Raw genomic sequence first — 16,940 nt, 5'->3', positions numbered from 1 at the left:
TGACCGCCGGCTCCGTGACCGCGGCGGTCACCGGAGGGGGCGGAAGAACTCGGTGATGTCGTCGGCGAGGAGGGCGGGTTCCTCGTGGGCGGCGAAGTGTCCGCCGCGGGGCATCCGCGTGTACCGGGTGACGTTGTAGGTCCGCTCAGCCCAGGCCCGCGGCGGGTGCGTGAGGTCGGCGGGGAACACGGCGACGCCGGTGGGCACCTCGACCCGCTCGACGCGCCGGGTCAGACCCTGCGCGTACTCGTAGTAGGGCCGGAACGAGGTCGCGATGGTGCGGGTGAACCAGTACAGCGACGCCTGGGTCAGGACGAAGTCGTCGGAGAAGCGGGCGGCCAGGTCGCCGCCGGAGTCGCTCCAGGCCCGGTACTTCTCGACCAGCCAGGACAGGAGCCCGGCGGGCGAGTCCGACAAGGCGAAGGCCAACGTGAGGGGCCGGGTGTTCTGCTGGTGCTGGTACCCGCCCTCCTCCGCATTCCACGCGGCCGCCTCGTCGAGATAAGCCCCCTCCTCGGGGCTGAGGCCCGCCGGGTCGTACGCGGCCGGAGCGGCGACGGCCAGGAGGTGGATGCCGAGGACGGACTCCGGGTGGGCCTCGCCCAGGCGGGAGGTGATGCCCGCGCCGAGGTCGCCGCCGTGGGCGCCGTAGCGGTCGAAGCCGAGCTCACCGCGCATGAGGCGATGCCAGATCTCATGGGTCTGGAGCACCGGCGGCAGCGACGGGCGCTGCGGCGACAGGCCGAACCCCGGCAGGGACGGGACGATGACGGTGAAGGCGTCGGCGGCATCGCCCCCGTACCGCGACGGTTCGGACAGGCGCCGGGCCATGCCCGCCAGCTCCAGGAACGAGCTGGGCCAACCATGGGTCGCGATGAGCGGCAGCGCACCCGGACGCTCGCCCTCGAACCGCAGGTAGTGGACGGGAGTGCCGTCGATGTCGGCGTGATGCGAGGGCAGGGCGTTCAGCTCCGCCTCGTGGACGCGCCAGTCGTAGCCGTCGGCCCAGTACTCCACCAGCCGACGCAGTACCGCGGCATCGGTGCCCGCCGCCCATCCGTCGAGCGGCCACGCGGTCGGCCACCGGGTGGCGCGCAGCCGCGCCCGCAGGTCCGCCAGATCGGCATCGCTCACCGCGATCAGCTTCCCAGGATCGTCCATCAGGCGGTCCCGGTGCGGAACGGGTCGGCGGTCGGGACGAAGGCGACGGGGAGGTCGGGGAGGAGCTCCGCGAGGCGGTCGGCCGTCTCGGACATGCCCTCCTGCTCGGAGGGCACGTGCCCGATGACAATGAGCCCCTTGGCGAGGCCGGCGCTGACGGCGTCGGCGGCGTATGCGGCGGTCTCCCACTCGTTCGACTCGCCGATGAGGAGCACGTCGACATCGGGGCGGGCGAGCACGGCGCGGTTCTTCTCGAAGCCCCAGAAACCGGGCTGGATTCCGGCGGCCGAGACCGGCAGGTCGGGGTCGCCGATGTAGCGGAGGGCGCCGGCGCCGAGCGCCTGCGCGGTGTGCTCGGCGAGCCGGCCGAGGGTCGTGGCCGGGATGTCGAAGACCGTCGGCAGGTCGGCGCGCTCGAAGCCCTTCCAGCCCAAGGCATGCGCCGCGCCGTTGACGATCCGGTCGGGGCGCGTGTCGTGCACCGCGTCATGGAGGCGGCGTACCACCAGCCGATGCCGCGCAATGAAATCGGACTTCGCGCGGTGGACCGGGTCGTCCTCGGCCGCGAGCATCGCGGTCCATTCCTCGCGGTGGTTGAAGTACAGCGGCTCGTGCGTGATCACCAGGTCGAGTCCCTGCGCGACCGCGCGCTGGAGCACGTCGAGGGTCGCCATCATCGTGAACGCGACGCCGTGGACCTCCTGGTCCGGCCCGCCCGCAAGGTACTCGTCGACAGTGGACTCGCGTCGGGGCACGTCCAGGTGCCTGTCGAGGAGGTCCACCACGTCCTGAGCTGTCATCGCCACACCCGAACTCTATCCGCCCTCGACTCCGCGGCCCGAGTCTCGGCGCCCTGGTCACTCCATGATCAAGAGGGCAGTCGCTGCCATCTGGCAGTGACTGCCTATAATGAGTTTATGGACACCGATCCCCCCGCCCCGTCGGCGGCCCCGGCCGGAACGCCGGGTCTCCAGGCGCGCAAGAAGCTCGCCGCGATGCACCGCATCCAGGAGGCGGCGCTCGGCCTGTTCGAGGAGCACGGCTTCGATGCGGTCGCGATCGAGGCGGTGGCCGCGGCCGCCGAGGTCGCGCCGCGGACCGTGTACCGCTACTTCGGGGCGAAGGAGATGCTCGTCATCTGGGACGAGGCGGACGAGCACGCTTCGAGCCCGCTCACCCCGCAGTTCGCCGCGGCCGACCCGGTCGACGCCCTCCGTGCGGCCGTCCGTGCGGGCTTCGCGGCCATGAGCGACGCCGACCTGCGGCTGATCCGGCGGCGGGTCGCGCTCATCTACCGCGTCCCGGCGGTCGAGGCCGCGTTCACCCTCCACTCCTACGAGAAGTCGCGCGCCATCGCGGCCGCCGTCGCACCCGATGCAGGGGACCGCCTCGACACCCAGGTCTTCGTGCACGCCTTCGTCGGCGCCTTCCTCGGCGCCCTCCGGCACTGGCACCTCACCGACTTCGACGCGAACCCGCTCCCCTTCGTGGACCGGGCGCTGACCCTTCTCGCGCAAGGCTTCACCGACACCGACTGAAAGCGAGCGACCCCTCCATGACCGCAGTACGCAACGTCCTCATCTCCGGCGCGAGCATCGCCGGACCCGCACTCGCTCACTGGCTCGGGCACCACGGCATCCGCGCCGTCCTCGTCGAGAAGGCCCCCGCCCGCCGCACCGGCGGCTACGCGATCGACTTGCGCGGCAAGGCGATCGACGTGGCCGAGCGGATGGGCGTGCTCGAAGGCGTCCGCGCCGCAGCCACCGGCATCGAGCACGTCTCCACCGTCGACGCCCGCGGCCGGATCCGCGCCCGGTTCGGCACCGGCCTGGTCGCGCCCGAGGACCGCTCGCTGGAGATCCTCCGCGGCGACCTCGTGGGCCTGCTCCACGACGCCGCCCCCGGCGCCGAGTTCCGGTACGGGGACACGATCACCGAGCTGCGCCAGCGGGACGACGGCGTCGTCGCCTCCTTCCAAGGGGCCCAGGCCGAAGGCTTCGACCTCGTCGTCGGCGCCGACGGGCTCCACTCGAACACCCGGGCGCTCGCCTTCGGCCCCGAGCCGCCCTTCCGCCGCTTCCTGGGCGCCCACGTCAGCATCGCGACCGTCGGCGACCACCTCGGCCTCGGCGACGAGGTCCGCCTCTTCAACCGGCCCGGCCGCCTCGCCGCCCTCTACCGGACCCACCGGGCCGAAGGCGCCAAGGCGCTGCTGCTGCACCGCCGCCCGACCGAGAGCGACATCGACCGCCGCCCGCCCGCGGAGCAGCGGCGGCACCTCCGGGACGTCTTCGACGGCATGGGATGGGAGACCGACCGGATCCTGTCCGACATGGAGGGGTCCCCGGACTTCTACTTCGACTCGGTCACCCAGATCGACATGGACGCCTGGCACCGCGGCCGCGTCGTGCTCCTCGGCGACGCCGGGTACTGCCCGTCGCCCATGTCCGGGCAGGGCACCAGCCTCGCCCTCGTCGGCGCGTACGTGCTCGCGGACGAACTCGCGCGCCACGACGCCGTCGAACCCGCGCTCGCCGCCTATGAGCGGCGCATGCGGCCCTTCGTCGCCGCCAACCAGGCCATCGCGGCGCCCGGGCTCGCGTTCCTCGCCCCGCGCACCGCCTTCGGCATCGCCGCCCGCGACGGCATGCTCAAGGCCGGTCCGCTGCTCGCCTTCCTCGGCCGGTTCGACACCAAGCTCGCGAAGGCGTCCGAAGCGATCGCGCTCGACGCCCGCTGAACCCGCCCAGATGACGTGAATTGCGACAGCAGTCACAGGAGGTGTTCGAGGGGCCGGGACCAAATCCGACCCTGGGCGTGTTGTGCCCAGTGAGCGCCTGTCGAGGCGCCCGGACCAGTACGAAGGAGCGCCAGCCATGACCAGCGGCATCACCGACACCGGAGCCATCACCCGCCAGCCGGGCACCGAGACGGCCGTCCTCGCCGGCGGCTGCTTCTGGGGCATGGAGGACCTCATCCGCCGCCAGCCGGGCGTGCTCGCCACCCGCGTCGGCTACACCGGGGGCACGAACGACCACGCGACCTACCGCAAGCACCCCGGCCACGCCGAGGCGGTCGAGATCGTCTTCGACCCGGCGCAGACCACATACCGGGACGTCCTGGCGTTCTACTTCCAGATCCACGACCCGACCACGCTGAACCGCCAGGGCAATGACCGCGGCACCAGCTACCGGTCGGCGATCTTCCCGCTCAGCCCCGAGCAGGAGCGCATCGCGCGCGACACGATCAGTGACGTCGACGCCTCGGGCCTGTGGCCGGGCCAGGCCGTCACCACGATCGAGCCGGCCGGCCCGTTCTGGGAGGCCGAGCCCGAGCACCAGGACTACCTGGTCAACTACCCGAGCGGCTACACCTGCCACTTCCCGCGCCCCGGCTGGGTCCTCCCCGCCCGCGCCACCACCACCGACTGAGCGGCAGCGGCCCGGGGACGTTCGCCGTCAAGCGGCCGGCGTCCACCAGCGGGTCATGCGCCCTGCTGGAGGTCTCGTTCGGCCTTGCGGCGGTGTTTTTCCTGGATGAGGGCTTCGGCTTCGGCGGCGGGGACTTCTTCGTAGTCGTAGTCGATGTGGCCGCGGTCGTGGTCGAGGAAGAAGGTGGTGCGCTCCCAGGCGGAGTTGTGGAAGTCGTACTCCTCGCTCTGGGTCCTGCCGCCGTCGCGGTACTTGCGGAGGAATCCGGCGGGGTTGGACCTCGGCCAGCGGTGATTGGTCATCACGTAGTACCTAAGATCCTCCACCGAAACTCCCATCGAACGTCTTCAGGTCCTGCACGTTGTTCGGATGCGGCACTTCGTTGAAGATCTTCTTCTGCTCCGCGTCGAGGGCCGCCTTCCGCGGGTCCCCGTCGTCGAGGACCTTCATCTGATCGTACAGATCGTGGGTGCCCTCGTCCTTGGCCCAGAAGCTCCGGTCGGTGTGGTGCTGGACCTCGAACTGGGTGCCGGTCTCGGGGTCCCGCCAGGTGGTGTTGATGCCCTGGTACTTGCCGTCCTGGTTCCACTTGTACTTGTACTGCTTGGGATCCGGCTCGAATCCGGCTTCCTTCAGGGTCTTCTGGGCTTCCTTCACGCCGTCGGTGTACTTGTCCTCGGGGTGGCCCATCGTGTACCTGACGGAGTCGTTGATGTCCGCGATGGCGTCGTCGGCGGTCGCGTCGGGGTTGCGCCGCTGGATCCTCGCGATCTTCTCTTTGAGGGAGTCCTCGGTCTTGAGCCGGTGGTCGCGCCCGATGAGGTCCGAGCCGGTCTTGTCGGCGATCTTGTCCATTTCGGGCGTGATCTTGGATTCGGCGAGGCGGGAGCGTTCCAGGAAGCGGTCGACCGCGGCGTTGTCCTCGGGGCTGAGCTTCACGTCGGGGTGCTTGGGGTGCGTCCAGCCCTTGGGCGCGTCCGGCGTCGGGACGTCCGGCTTGGGGTCGGGAGTGGTCACCGCGTCGCCCGGCTTCTTCTTGCGGCTCAGGGCCTTCCGGAACGAGCTGGGCAGCCTGAGGACCCGGTTGACTATCGTGCCGGCCGCTTTGCCGCCGGCGTTCCCGCTCGGCTTGGAACTAGAGCTACCCATTCAGCACCGCGTTCGTCTTCTTCCTGGAGTCCGCCGCTCCGAATATGAAGCAAAGTCACCATAGCGCACGGGAACCCCAGTAAACGGACGACCGGATGCGTTCCGCTGCAACAGGGTTGACATCAGACACTCCAGTTGCGCCTGGGGTCGGAGGGGTCGAGTAGGTGTTGTGGGAAGTGCGGGTCGTCGGGCTGCTGAGAAATCTTCGGACGCCGACCCATCCGGTGCGATCACGGCGACGAATACCCCGTGTATCGACTCGCATTACGACAAGGGAGCTTCTCATGTCCTCCTCACATGCCCAGGTCAGCACCCGCCGCGCACCGGTGCAGACCGTGACGATGGTGATCGCGTCCGTCTTCCTCCTCGTCGGTGTCCTCGGGTTCGTCCCCGGGATCACCACCGGCCTCGACCAGCTGACCTTCGCCGGTCACCACTCGGGCGCGGCGCTCCTCGGGATCTTCGAGGTGTCGGTCCTGCACAACCTCGTGCACGTGCTGTTCGGCGTCGTCGGGTTCCTCATGGTCCGCACCGCCGGGGCCGCGGTCACCTACCTGCTCACCGGCGGGGCGATCTACTTCGTGCTCTGGCTGTACGGGCTGGTCATCGACCTGGACTCCATGGCGAACTTCGTGCCCGTGAACGACGCCGACAACTGGCTCCACCTCGGCCTCGCCATCGGCATGCTCGCCCTCGGCTTCCTCTTCTCGCGCCAGCAGCGCCGCGCCGCCGCCTGAACGCGTCCGCCGTCCGCCCCGTCCGCCCCGCGTCCCCCGGGCGTTCGCCTGAAACCGGCGTCCGGGGGCGGGCGGCGGGGTAGCGTCCAGCCAGGACCGGGCCCGGGTGCGGCCCGTCCGGGGAGGCGGACATGGAAGGCAAGGGACCGGTGGACCTCGTCCTCGTCGAGTTCTCCGGAGGACGGTTCGACGGCGGCATCCTCGCCGAGCTCGAATCGCTCATCGCCGCCGGGACGATCACCGTCCTCGACGCGCTGCTGGTCAGCCGCGGCGGCGACGGGTCGGTCGAGTGGGCCGAGGCCGCCAGCGCCGACGAGCGCCTCGCGGCCATCGTCGGCGAACCGGCCGGGCTGCTCGCCGCGGAAGACGCCGAAGCCGTCGCCGAAGAGCTCCAGCCGGGCACCGCGATCGGCATGCTCGTCTTCGAGCACACCTGGGCGGGCGCGCTGGCCGCGTCGATCCAGAGCAGGGGAGGGCGCCTGGTCGACTGGGAACGCGTCCCCGCCGCCGCCCTGACCGCACTCGCCGCGACCTGAGGAGCCACGCCATGCCACGACGTATCGGACGCCCCGGCCTGCTCGGCACGATGGCGCGCACCGCCGTCATCGCCGGGACCGCCGGAGCCGTCAACCGCTCCATGGAACGCGCCGCGTCCGGTCGCGCCCAGACCCAGGCCGACGCGCAGGCGTACCGGCAGCAGCAGGCCGCGCCCGCACCGGCCCCGTCCGGAGGCGGGGACGACATGCTCGCGCAGCTCGACCGCCTCGGCCAGCTGCACGCGAGCGGCGTCCTGAACGACGCCGAGTTCGCCGCCGCCAAAGCCAAGCTCCTGGCCTGAACGGGAGGCCGCCATGCGCTTCCTGATCCGCACGCTCATCACCGCGGCCGCCCTCGCGCTGGCCGCGCTCCTGATCGACGGCATCCACGTCGACGCCTCGGGCCCGGTGCGCAACACGCTCACCCTTATCGGGGTCGCGCTCGTCTTCGGCCTGGTCAACGCCACGCTCAAGCCGCTGTTCCGCCGCGCCGGCGGGTGCGTCTACTGGGTGACGCTCGGCCTGGCCGCGCTCGTGGTGAACGCGCTGCTGTTCCTGCTGACGGAGTGGATCGCGGGCCTGCTGGGCCTGCCGTTCAGCATCGACGGATTCTGGCCCGCGTTCTGGGGCGCGATCTTCGTCGGCGTCGTCTCCTGGATCGTCGGCCTCGCCGTTCCCGACCGCACGCCGTCGTCCTAGCGGGCGGCCCGGGGTCAGAGCCGCTCGGCGGCCGATTGCAGGGACGTCACCAGCAGGTCGAGGTACGGCTGCACGGCCGGGATGCGGCGCCGGGCGACCGCGATGCCGACGTGCCGTGAGGCCGTCGGCGGAGCGAGCGGGACCGCGGTGAGGCCGGGCGGGAGCTGGTCGAGCGCGAGTTCCGGGAGCATTGCGATGCCGACGCCCGCGTCCACCAGGGACGCGGCGAAGAAGTAGTCCGTGGCGCTGCATGAGATCCGCGGCTCGAACCCGGCCATAGCGGCGAGGCCGCGCAGGTGGTCGGCGGTCTTGAGGCAGCCGAGGACCCACCGCTCCTCTGCGAGGTCGGCGAGGTGGATCTCGGGCGCGTCGCCGAGCCGGTGGGTGCGGGGGAGTACGAGCCGGAGCGGGTCGTGCGTGAGCGGGGTCCAATCGAGGCCGCCGCGGTCGCCCGGGCGCGCCGGGGGCGGGCCGTCGAAGTGGTAGGCCAGGGCGAGGTCGGCCTGGCCCGCGCGCACGAGCGGCAGGGCGTCCTCGGGTTCGTGCTGGAGGATCGTCACGTCCAGGTCGGGGAACCCGGCGCACAGCTCCCGCAGCGCGGCAGGGAGCAGGCGGCGGCCGCCGCTGGTGAACGTGGCGATCGTGAGCTTGTCGGCGCCCGTTGCGAGGTCGGCGATCTGGCGCTGCACGTGCTGGAGTTCGGCGGTGATGGCGTCTGCTGACTCGACCAGGAGCCGGCCGGGCTCGGTGAGGCGGACGCCGCGGGTGCTGCGGCTGACGACGTCCGCGCCGAGGGTGCGCTCAAGGGCGGCGATCTGCTGGGACACGGCGGAAGGCGTGCAGAGCAGGGCCGCGGCCGCCTTGTTGAAGCTGCCGTGCCGGGCGACCTCGCGGAGGACGCGCAGCCGGTGCACCTCGATCATCAGTTCTCCTTACGACGTGCCGACCAGATCGGCACTTCCGCTTGGGACCGTAGCAAGGGAGGCTGGCGTCATGGACATGTGCATCATCGGCGGCAGCCGCTACTTCGGCCGCCGCCTCGTGGAACTCCTGCTCGGCGACGGCCACGCGGTGACCGTCGTCAACCGCGGCTCCGTACCCGCGCCGCCGGGCGCGGCCCACGTGATCGCCGACCGCGACGAGGAGCGGGCCCTGCGCGCGGCGCTGGGGTCGCGGCGCTTCGACGTCGTCATCGACCAGGTCTGCTACACGCCGCTCCAGGCCGCCGTCGCACGTCGTGTCTTCGAGGGGCGCACCTCGCGGTACCTGATGACCTCCACGGTCGAGGTGTACGACCCGCGCAGCTCCTCCCGGATCGCCGAGCGCCCGCCCGGTTCGCCGGTCCCCGAAACCGCGGTCGACCCCGCCGACTGGCCCGTCGACCCCGCGCTGCCGTGGACCGACCCGGCCTTCGCGGACGCCCACTACGGCGAGGGCAAACGCCAGGCCGAAGCCGTGCTCTCACGCGCGGCGTTCGACTTCGCCTCCGTGCGCTGCGCCCACGTCCTCGGCGGCACCGACTTCACCGGCCGCCTCGCCCACTACCTCGACCGCACCGCCGCCGGAACGCCGATTGCCGTCCACCCGGTCAACCGCCCTGCGTCCTTCATCCACCACCACGAGATCGCCGAGGTCCTCCACTGGGCCGCAACGGAATCCTTCACCGGACCCCTCAACGCGGCCTCCACCGGCGAACTCGACGTCACGGACCTCTGCGCGGCGATCGAAGCCGCCGGCACCGGCACCCCGCACCTCACCGCGACCGACACCCCTGACCCCTCCCCGTACGCCTTCGACCGCTACTACGCCATGGACACCCACCGCGCCACCACCCTCGGCTTCCGCTTCAGCGAAACCCGAACCTGGCTCCCCGAGGTCATCGCCGAGGCCCTCAAGACTCCGGCCTCCGAAGCGGTCTAGGCGGGGGCGGGTTCGGGGAGGGGGAGTGCCGGCTTGCGGGTTCTGATGCTGCCGAGGAGGACGCCGCCGACGACGAGGATGCCGCCGAGGGCTTCGGGGAGGGTGACGGTCTCGCCGAGGATGAGCCAGGCCGCGGTCATGCCGGTGACCGGGACGAGCATGGAGAACGGGGCGACGACGCCCGCAGGGTGGCGGGACATGAGCCAGGTCCACAGGCCGGAGCCGAGGATCGTGCCGATGAGCACGGTGTAGAGCAGGCCGAGCACGGCCGCCAGGGCGCCCGGGTCGCTGAAGTCGGTGAGGGAAACTGCGATCCGCGAAGGGCCCTCCCAGACCAGCGCGAGCGCGAGCATCGGCAGGGGCGGGACCACGGACATCCACAGCGTCAGGTGCAGCGGGTTCGCGGCCCGCGCCTGACGGTTGGAGATGTTGCCGATCGCCCAGCCGAGGGCCCCGGCGAGGGTGAGGAGGAACGGGATGACGCTGGCGTGCTCGGCGCGCTGCCAGCCGACGACGGCGAGGCCGCCGACCGCGACGAGGATGCCGATGAGCTGGGGGCCGGAGACGCGCTCGCGCAGGAACGTCGCGCCCAGGAGCATCGTGAACGGCCCGGACGCCTGGAGGACGAGGGACGCCAGGCCGGTGGGCATCCCGGCGGCCATGCCCCAGTACAGGAACAGGAACTGGAGGGTGCCGAAGCCGAGGCCGTACCCGATGAGCCAGCGCAGCGGGACGTCGGGGCGTTTGACCAGCAGGAGCGTGGGGATCGCGATGAGCGCGAAGCGGAGCGCGACGAGGAACATCGGCGGGAAGTGCTGGAGCGAGGCGTCGATCGCGATGAAGTTGAGGCCCCACATCACGGCGACGGCCATGGCGAGCAGTACATGGCGGACGGGCATTGGTCCATGATGACCGCGCCGGACGCCCGCGGCAAACGCAATAGGACGTGACCTTTACCGGGGGCCGCCGGTCCCGTCAGGTGGAACCGAGGCCGCTCGCGCGGAGCGTCAGGTTGAGCCGCCCGGTGAGCCCGAGCCCGGAAGGGGCGGTGCCCGGGAGGACGCGCGGGACGCCGTGGAACGCGAGGCGCGAGGGCCCGCCGAACACGAACAGGTCGCCGCTGCGCAGCTCCAGGTCGGTGTAGGGCCGCGAGCGCATCTCGGTGTTCCCGAACCGGAAGACGCACGTGTCGCCGAGGCTCAGCGAGACCACCGGCGCATCCGAGCGCTCCTCGCGGTCCTGGTGCATTCCCATGTGTGCGTCGGCGTCGTAGAAGTTGACGAGCGCCATGTCGTACTCCGCGCCCGGCGGCTCGCCGTACGCCGCGTCGAGCGCGCGGCGGGCGAGGGCGCCGAGCTCGGGCGGGAACGGCTTGACTGGCGCGCCGTCGTCGGTGGTCCGCGAGTACGCGTACGGGCGCCAGTGCCAGCCGAGGCAGACCTGCTTGGCGGTCATCGTGCCGCCGCCGGGCGTGCGGACCGTGCGCATCCCCGCCGGGCCGCGCGCCCAGTCGCGGCAGGCGGCGACGAGGTCGCGCTGGCGGTCGGCGCCGAGCCAGTCCGGCACCAGGACCGCACCGGGCGCGACCTCGGTGCGGGTCCTGGGGAACAGCTCGTCGCTCACGGGGCCGCCGCGGCCCAGTGGCGCTGGTGGGCCTCGACCGACCAGGCCGAGATGCGGTCCGTGTCGGGGTCGGCGGGGAGCGGGGTCCGGCCGGTGTCGAGGAGGGTCTCGATGCGGTCGCGGGCGGCGGTGATCTCGGTGAGGACGGTGTCGAGTTCGGGGACGCGGCCGGACTTGACGGCGAGCACGCGTTCGCGCTGGTCGGCGGGCATGGGGAGGGTCAGGCGGGCGTGCTCGGTCATCTCCAGGCCCTGGAGGCCGAGGCGGAGGGCGTGTGACGCGAACTTGGTGTCGTAGCCGTGTGCCGCAACGAGTTCGGGGCGCTTCGGCATGTCCTTCTGGCGGCCGCGGCCCAGCAGCATGGCGACCTGGCCGTCGAGGTACCCGATGCAGCGGCGGGCGGCGTGCCGGGAGAGGAACGCCGGGCCGAGGGCGCGCAGCTCGTCGCCGAGGGGCGTCGAGTGGTACACGGACTCCTTGGGCGCGTTGAGTACCAGCAGCAGGTTCGGGTTGCCCGCGACGGCGAGGCGCAGGAACTTGCGCAGCGAGTAGAGCGTGCACTCGCGGTCCCCGGCCTGGGAGCGGGCGCCCTCGGGGCGGTCGCGCCACGCGTGGTGGTCGAGGGCCCCGGCCAGGCCGAAGACGTGCTCGGCGGGCTCGATGAAGACGCCCGCCTCGTCGTGGTCGCTCACGCCCGCGATGGCGAGGCCGTGGACGCCCGAGCCCGCCTCGGTCCGCAGGATCTCGTTGGCGCGGGCGGTGGTGCCGGGGTCGGCGGTCTCGTGCTCGGTGGTCACGTCGTCTCCGTTCACAGCCGCGGGTCGACCGGCTCGGATTCGAGGGCGAGGATCGCGAACACGTACTGGTGGATCTGCCACAATGGAGCGTTCTTGGCGACGAGGTCGAGCGCCTCGACGCCGAGGGCGTACTCGCGCAGCGCCTGGGACCGCTTGTGGTGCAGGCGGCGCTGGCGCAGGTCCGCGAGTCGCTCGGGATCGGTGTAGTCGGCGCCGTAGATGATCCGCAGGTACTCGCGGCCGCGGACCTTCAGGCCCGGTTGCAGTTTCGGGCGGTCCTCCAAGACGGGCTTGACGACCATGCCCTCGCCGCCGGCGGCGCACAGGTCGAGCCACCACTGCGTCGCCTCGTCCTCGTCGGCGGTGCCGAGCGTGACGAACCGCCGCCGCGTCTCCAGCAGCAGCCCCGAGGCGTCGGCGGCGTTGAGCGCGTCGATGACCTCCAGGTGCCGGTCGTGCCGGTGGTCGGCGAGGTTGCGGCCCTCGGTCGCGAGGACCTGGAACGGCGCGAGCCGCACGCCGTCGAGTCCCTCTGTGGGCCAGCAGTACCGCTGGTACGCCTCCGCGAACGCCTCCATGTTGGCGTGGCGCGCGGCGGTCCGCCCGGCCAGGGCGGCCACGTCGAGACCCCGTGCCGCCGCGGCGTCCAGGACCGCCGAGGCGGCCGGGAGCGCGGCGAGGCCCGCGGCCGCGACGCCCGCGAACTGGTCCGCGATGAGGTCGCGGGCCTTCGCCGACCAGGGGAGCAGCTCGCAGTCGAGGAGCATCCAGTCGGTGTCGAGGCGCTCCCACAGGCCCGCGGCCGAAGCGGCGGCCGCGACGCGGTCGAGAAGTTCATTGGTGAGCACGTCGTCCTGGAAGAACGCGCGCCCGGTCCGCGTGAGGAGCGCGCCCCAGGGCGCCGCGTCGATTCCGAAGCGGCGTTTCGCGGTCGCGGCGTCGCGGCACACGAGCGCGACGGCCCGCGAGCCCATGTGCTTCTCCTGGCACACCACCCGCTCGGCGCGGCCGCGGTACTGCGCGAACGCCTGCGCCGGGTGCTCCAGGTAGCCGTCCGCATCGGAGGTGTCGACGGGGGCCATGGTCGGCGGCAGGTACAGCAGTCGCCGCGGGTCGTCCGCGAAGCGGCTCATGACCTCCAGTGCCGCCGCCGCGTTCTCGGCCCGCACCTTCACCGTGCCGACGAGGCCGGTCTCCAGGTGCCGGTCGCCGGTGACGTCGGTGATGTCGAGCGTCGCCGCGTCCCGCTCGACCACGGCGGGGACGAGCGGGCGGACCGGCTCGTACCACTCGCGCTCGGCGTCGACCGCGACGAGCTCCCGCTCGGGGTAGCGCAGCGCGGTGAGCTTCCCGCCGAAGCAGGCGCCGGTGTCGAGGCAGATCGTGTTGTTGATCCACTGGGGATCGACGGTGGGCGTGTGGCCGTAGACGACCGCGGCCGCGCCGCGGTACTCCTCGGCCCACGGCAGGCGCACCGGCAGCCCGAACTCGTCGGTCTCGCCGGTGGTGTCGCCGTACAGCGCGAACGAGCGCACCGCGCCCGAGGCGCGGCCGTGGAACTCCTCCTTGAGGCCCGCGTGCGCGACGACGAGGTTCCCGCCGTCGAGAAGGAGGTGCGCCCGCAGCCCGTCCATGAACGCGCGGGCCTCCTCGCGGAACGCCTCGTCCTCGGCGCCGAGCTGGTCCAGCGACTCGGCCAGGCCGTGCGCGACGGTCACCTTGCGGCCGTTGAGGGCCCGCACGAGCTTGTGCTCGTGGTTGCCCTGCACGCACAGCGCCGTCCCCGCCTCGACCATGCCCATGACCAGGCGCAGCACGCCCGGCGTGTCGGGCCCGCGGTCGACCAGGTCGCCCACGAACACCGCCTTGCGGCCCTCCGGGTGCGCGGCGCCCACGGCGCGGCCCCGGTCGTCGCGCTCGATCGCCCAGCCCAGTTCCGCAAGCAGCGCTTCGAGTTCGGCGCGGCAGCCGTGCACGTCGCCGACCAGATCGAATGGGCCGGTCTCCTCCGTGCGGTCGTTCCAGGACTTCTCGGTGACGACCTTCGCGGCCGCGACGGCCTCGGCCCCGGCGAGGTGGTGGACGCGCCGGAAGCCCTCCTTCTTCAGGTGCGTGAGGCTGCGCTTGAGGTCGCGGTGGTGGCGGCGCACGACGGCCTCGCCGAAGTTCCGGTCCGGCCGGGACCGGTTGCGCTCCACGGCCACCGACGGTTCGACGTCGAGGACGACCGCGTCCACGAGGACGTGGTGCTCCCGTGCGAGCTTGACCAGCTGCGCGCGGGCCTCCTTCTGGACGTTCGTGGCGTCGACGACGGTGAGCCGGCCGAGCCGCAGCCGCGTCCCCACGATGTGGTTGAGCAGCGCGAACGCCTCGGGCGTGGCGGCCTGGTCGGCCTCGTCGTCGGCCACCAGGCCCCGGCAGTAGTCCGAGGAGACCACCTGCGTGGGCTTGAAGTGCGCGGCGGCGAAGGTGGACTTGCCGGACCCGGAGACGCCGACGAGCAGCACGAGGGACAGCTCGGGGACGCTCACCACCGGAGGTGCGTCAGTCACGGTCGAACACTCCCATCTGAGTCGGGGTCCCGGCGTCGGGGTCGGCGGCGCCGACCCCCTCGATGCGGACCCGGTAGCCGTGGCGGGCGGCGGTGTCCCGCGCCCACGCGGCGAAGCGGGCCCGGTCCCACTCGAAGCGGTGGTCGGCGTGGCGCATCTGGTGCGCCTCCATGCCGTACCGGGCGTTGTACTCGGCGTTCGGGGTCGTCACGACCACGGTGCGCGGGCGGGCCTCGGCGAAGACGACCCGCTCCATGGCGGGCAGCCGCCCGGGGTCGAGGTGCTCGATCACCTCCATGAGGACGGCCGCGTCGTATCCGGCGAACCGCTTGTCGCGGTAGACGACCGAGCCTTGGAGCAGGTCGAGGCGCTGCCTGCGGCGCTCGGGCATGCGGTCGAGGTGGAGCGACTTCTCGGCCATGTCGAGCGCCCGGGACGAGACGTCGACGCCGGTGACGCGGGTGTACCGCGCGTCCTTGAGCAGCTGGGCGAGCAGTTTGCCCGAGCCGCAGCCGAGGTCGAGGACGGAGGCTGCGCCGGCGTCGCCGAGCGCTTCGAGGACCGCGCCGATCCTGATGCGGTGCAGCGGGAGCGACCGCTCGGTCTCCTCCGCGGCCTCCTCCTCGACCATCGCGTCCTCTTCGGTCTCAGCGGTTTCGGCGAGCTCGGCGAGGCGCTCGGCCGCGGCTCGCTCGTAGGACCTGCGGTGCGCGAGGTACCGGCGGGCGATGAGGCCGCGCCGCGGATGGGCGGCGAGCCACTCGCCGCCGGAGCGCACGAGCTTGTCGACCTCGCCGATGTCGACCCAGTAGTGCTTCGCGTCGTCGAGGACCGGCAGCAGCACGTACAGCTGGCTCAGCGCGTCCGAGAGGCGCACCTCGCCGCGCAGCCGCACGTCCACGTACCGCGAGTCGGCGTCGAAGCCCGGCAGCGGCACCGCGTCGGCCCCGACCTCCCAGCCCAGGGGCTCGAACAGGTCCCGCACCAGCTGCGGCCCGCCCTTGCACGGGACGGCCGGCAGCGCGATCTCCAGGGGCATCGCCGCGGCGGCCAGCTCGGGCCGCTCCTCGCTGACGCCGGTCCTGGCGGTGGAGAAGACCTTCCCGAGGGCCACGGCCAGCAGCGACGAGGCCGCGTACGGCCGGTCGTTCACGTACCGGCTCAACGAGTCCCCGCCGGACGCGCGCGAATGCGAGCGCGCCAGGCGCGCGGCGTCGACCTCCAGCAGGAGCGCCGCCGTGCACCGGTCCTCGCCCGCCTCCGGATAGCACACCCACGCGGTCCCGAACGTCTGCTCGAAGGACTGGACCCGGTCGGGGTGCTTGCGCAGCAGCCGTCCCAGGTCGGTCGCGGGCTTCGCGGTGGTCGTGATCGTCAGCAGCACCCGCCGATCATGCCACCCGGTCCGCACCCTCCGCGACCTGGTTTCGGACCCCGGTCAGGGGAGCAGTTCCGCGATGAGCGCCTCGACGCGGGCGCGGATGTCGTCGCGGATAGGGCGGACCGCCGCAACGTCCCGGCCTGCGGGGTCGTCGAGCTCCCAGTCCAGGTAGCGCTTGCCGGGGAAGACCGGGCAGGCGTCGCCGCAGCCCATCGTGACGCACACGTCGGCGGCCTCGACCGCGTCCGCGGTGAGGAGCTTCGGGGTCGCGGTGGCGATGTCGATCCCGACCTCGGCCATCGCCGCGACCGCCGCGGGGTTGACGTCCGCGGCGGGGGCCGAGCCCGCCGAGCGGACCTCGATGCGGTCCCCGGCGAGGTGGGCGAGCCATCCGGCGGCCATCTGGGAGCGGCCCGCGTTGTGGACGCAGACGAACAGGACCACCGGTTTCACGCGGCCTCCAGGAACGCCCGGACGCCGGCGACCACCAGCTCGTGGTCGTCCATCGAGGACAGGCCCGAGGCGGTGGCGGCAGCGACCACGCCGACGCCGCGCACCCGCACCGGGAACGAGCCGCCCGTGACCGCGTACACGGCCGGGTCGAGCCAGCCGGTCGCGCCCGGGTCCACGCCCTTCGCCTTGATGCGCTCGTTGACGAGCGCGCTGCTGGCCTCCATGCGCAGCACGACCGCGGACTTGCGCGCGATCCACGACTCCTGGTCCGGCCCGCTGCCCGGCAGGGCCGCGCGGAACAGGATCAGGCCGGGGCGCCGGATGTCGATGCCCACGCCGTGCCCGGCGTCCCGTGCGGCCGCGGTGATGAGCGAGCCGAGCGCCCACGCGTCGTCGTGGTCGAACCGGTCGAAGACGAGGTACCGCTCCTGCTGCTCCAGCGCGGTGATCAGATCGGCCATGAACGCTCCCCAGTGCTCCGCGGCCCCCGGCCGGGTCGCC

Annotated in this window: 20 protein-coding genes; 8 read left to right on the top strand and 12 right to left on the bottom strand. The window is 72.3% G+C overall.

All coding sequences use genetic code 11. The features are described from left to right. Positions 1–27 precede the first annotated feature (27 nt). Positions 28–1,161 carry an epoxide hydrolase family protein gene (locus AB0A65_RS14470; RefSeq protein WP_359951309.1) on the bottom strand — a complete coding sequence of 378 codons (1,134 nt, stop codon included), beginning with the start codon at positions 1,159–1,161 and terminating at the stop codon, positions 28–30. Next, a complete protein-coding gene (locus AB0A65_RS14465) occupies positions 1,161–1,961 on the bottom strand; it encodes a Nif3-like dinuclear metal center hexameric protein (protein WP_359951604.1) in 801 nt (266 codons plus the stop codon). Before AB0A65_RS14465 ends, AB0A65_RS14470 begins: the two co-directional genes overlap by 1 nt. Positions 1,962–2,078: 117 nt before the next feature. On the opposite strand from AB0A65_RS14465, the gene AB0A65_RS14460 reads away from it, so the two are divergent. The 3 genes from AB0A65_RS14460 to msrA all read left to right on the top strand — a co-directional run bounded on the left by AB0A65_RS14460 (position 2,079) and on the right by msrA (position 4,592). After that, entirely contained in the window at positions 2,079–2,699 is a 621-nt protein-coding gene (locus AB0A65_RS14460; protein ID WP_359951307.1) for a TetR family transcriptional regulator, read from the top strand. Between the two features lie 17 nt (positions 2,700–2,716). Further along, complete coding sequence (locus tag AB0A65_RS14455) at positions 2,717–3,901, top strand: FAD-dependent monooxygenase (RefSeq protein WP_359951305.1); 1,185 nt, start codon at positions 2,717–2,719, stop codon at positions 3,899–3,901. 136 nt (positions 3,902–4,037) lie between these two features. Continuing rightward, positions 4,038–4,592, top strand: a complete 555-nt coding sequence (gene msrA / locus AB0A65_RS14450; RefSeq protein ID WP_359951303.1) for a peptide-methionine (S)-S-oxide reductase MsrA — start codon at positions 4,038–4,040, stop codon at positions 4,590–4,592. Positions 4,593–4,645: 53 nt separating this feature from the next. Here the strand turns inward: msrA and AB0A65_RS14445 are convergent, their stop codons facing one another. Then, the gene (locus AB0A65_RS14445) at positions 4,646–4,894 is read right to left on the bottom strand and encodes a hypothetical protein (RefSeq protein ID WP_359951301.1); all 249 of its coding nucleotides are present in this window, start codon (positions 4,892–4,894) and stop codon (positions 4,646–4,648) included. Positions 4,895–4,904: 10 nt separating this feature from the next. Then, positions 4,905–5,741, bottom strand: coding sequence for a hypothetical protein (locus tag AB0A65_RS14440; RefSeq protein ID WP_359951299.1), 837 nt, complete (start codon positions 5,739–5,741; stop codon positions 4,905–4,907). A 284-nt stretch (positions 5,742–6,025) separates the two neighbouring features. Between AB0A65_RS14440 and AB0A65_RS14435 the strand changes: the two genes are divergently transcribed. The 4 genes from AB0A65_RS14435 (at position 6,026) to AB0A65_RS14420 (ending at position 7,713) form a co-directional block, all read left to right on the top strand. After that, positions 6,026–6,478, top strand: a complete 453-nt coding sequence (locus tag AB0A65_RS14435) for a DUF4383 domain-containing protein (protein ID WP_359951297.1) — start codon at positions 6,026–6,028, stop codon at positions 6,476–6,478. Between the two features lie 131 nt (positions 6,479–6,609). Beyond that, positions 6,610–7,014 carry a DUF6325 family protein gene (locus tag AB0A65_RS14430; protein WP_359951295.1) on the top strand — a complete coding sequence of 135 codons (405 nt, stop codon included), beginning with the start codon at positions 6,610–6,612 and terminating at the stop codon, positions 7,012–7,014. An 11-nt stretch (positions 7,015–7,025) separates the two neighbouring features. After that, entirely contained in the window at positions 7,026–7,316 is a 291-nt protein-coding gene (locus AB0A65_RS14425) for an SHOCT domain-containing protein (protein WP_359951293.1), read from the top strand. A 13-nt stretch (positions 7,317–7,329) separates the two neighbouring features. Next, the gene (locus AB0A65_RS14420) at positions 7,330–7,713 is read left to right on the top strand and encodes a phage holin family protein (protein ID WP_359951291.1); all 384 of its coding nucleotides are present in this window, start codon (positions 7,330–7,332) and stop codon (positions 7,711–7,713) included. A 14-nt stretch (positions 7,714–7,727) separates the two neighbouring features. Here AB0A65_RS14420 and AB0A65_RS14415 read toward each other — a convergent pair whose 3' ends face one another. Beyond that, the gene (locus AB0A65_RS14415) at positions 7,728–8,636 is read right to left on the bottom strand and encodes a LysR family transcriptional regulator (protein WP_359951289.1); all 909 of its coding nucleotides are present in this window, start codon (positions 8,634–8,636) and stop codon (positions 7,728–7,730) included. 70 nt (positions 8,637–8,706) lie between these two features. Here AB0A65_RS14415 and AB0A65_RS14410 point away from each other — a divergent pair, with 70 nt between their 5' ends. Continuing rightward, on the top strand, positions 8,707–9,633 hold the full coding sequence (locus AB0A65_RS14410; protein ID WP_359951287.1) for an NAD-dependent epimerase/dehydratase family protein: 927 nt from the start codon (positions 8,707–8,709) through the stop codon (positions 9,631–9,633). On the opposite strand, the gene AB0A65_RS14405 is transcribed toward AB0A65_RS14410, so the two are convergent. The 7 genes from AB0A65_RS14405 to AB0A65_RS14375 form a co-directional block, all read right to left on the bottom strand. Further along, positions 9,630–10,532 (bottom strand): EamA family transporter, encoded by a 903-nt coding sequence (locus tag AB0A65_RS14405; protein WP_359951285.1) that lies wholly within the window; start codon positions 10,530–10,532, stop codon positions 9,630–9,632. The two genes, AB0A65_RS14410 and AB0A65_RS14405, sit on opposite strands and share 4 nt — an antisense overlap. Before the next feature lie 76 nt (positions 10,533–10,608). Beyond that, complete coding sequence (locus AB0A65_RS14400) at positions 10,609–11,256, bottom strand: alpha-ketoglutarate-dependent dioxygenase AlkB (protein ID WP_359951283.1); 648 nt, start codon at positions 11,254–11,256, stop codon at positions 10,609–10,611. Beyond that, a complete protein-coding gene (locus AB0A65_RS14395; protein WP_359951281.1) occupies positions 11,253–12,053 on the bottom strand; it encodes a nucleotidyltransferase domain-containing protein in 801 nt (266 codons plus the stop codon). The genes AB0A65_RS14400 and AB0A65_RS14395 overlap by 4 nt, the downstream gene beginning before the upstream one ends. Positions 12,054–12,064: 11 nt before the next feature. Further along, positions 12,065–14,605: a polynucleotide kinase-phosphatase gene (locus AB0A65_RS14390; RefSeq protein WP_359951279.1), complete on the bottom strand. Its 2,541-nt coding sequence runs from the start codon at positions 14,603–14,605 to the stop codon at positions 12,065–12,067. Then, positions 14,598–15,989: a 3' terminal RNA ribose 2'-O-methyltransferase Hen1 gene (locus tag AB0A65_RS14385; protein ID WP_359951277.1), complete on the bottom strand. Its 1,392-nt coding sequence runs from the start codon at positions 15,987–15,989 to the stop codon at positions 14,598–14,600. The genes AB0A65_RS14390 and AB0A65_RS14385 overlap by 8 nt, the downstream gene beginning before the upstream one ends. A gap of 54 nt (positions 15,990–16,043) precedes the next feature. Continuing rightward, on the bottom strand, positions 16,044–16,439 hold the full coding sequence (locus AB0A65_RS14380) for an arsenate reductase ArsC (RefSeq protein ID WP_359951275.1): 396 nt from the start codon (positions 16,437–16,439) through the stop codon (positions 16,044–16,046). After that, a complete protein-coding gene (locus tag AB0A65_RS14375; protein ID WP_359951273.1) occupies positions 16,436–16,900 on the bottom strand; it encodes a heme-degrading domain-containing protein in 465 nt (154 codons plus the stop codon). Before AB0A65_RS14375 ends, AB0A65_RS14380 begins: the two co-directional genes overlap by 4 nt. Between the last annotated feature and the right edge of the window lie 40 nt (positions 16,901–16,940).

Source organism: Glycomyces sp. NPDC047010, assembly GCF_040644205.1.
In the GTDB taxonomy this organism is placed as follows: domain Bacteria; phylum Actinomycetota; class Actinomycetes; order Mycobacteriales; family Micromonosporaceae; genus Glycomyces.
The sequence above is the reverse complement of the archived record's forward strand: the minus strand, read 5'-3'. Positions and strand labels throughout refer to the sequence as shown.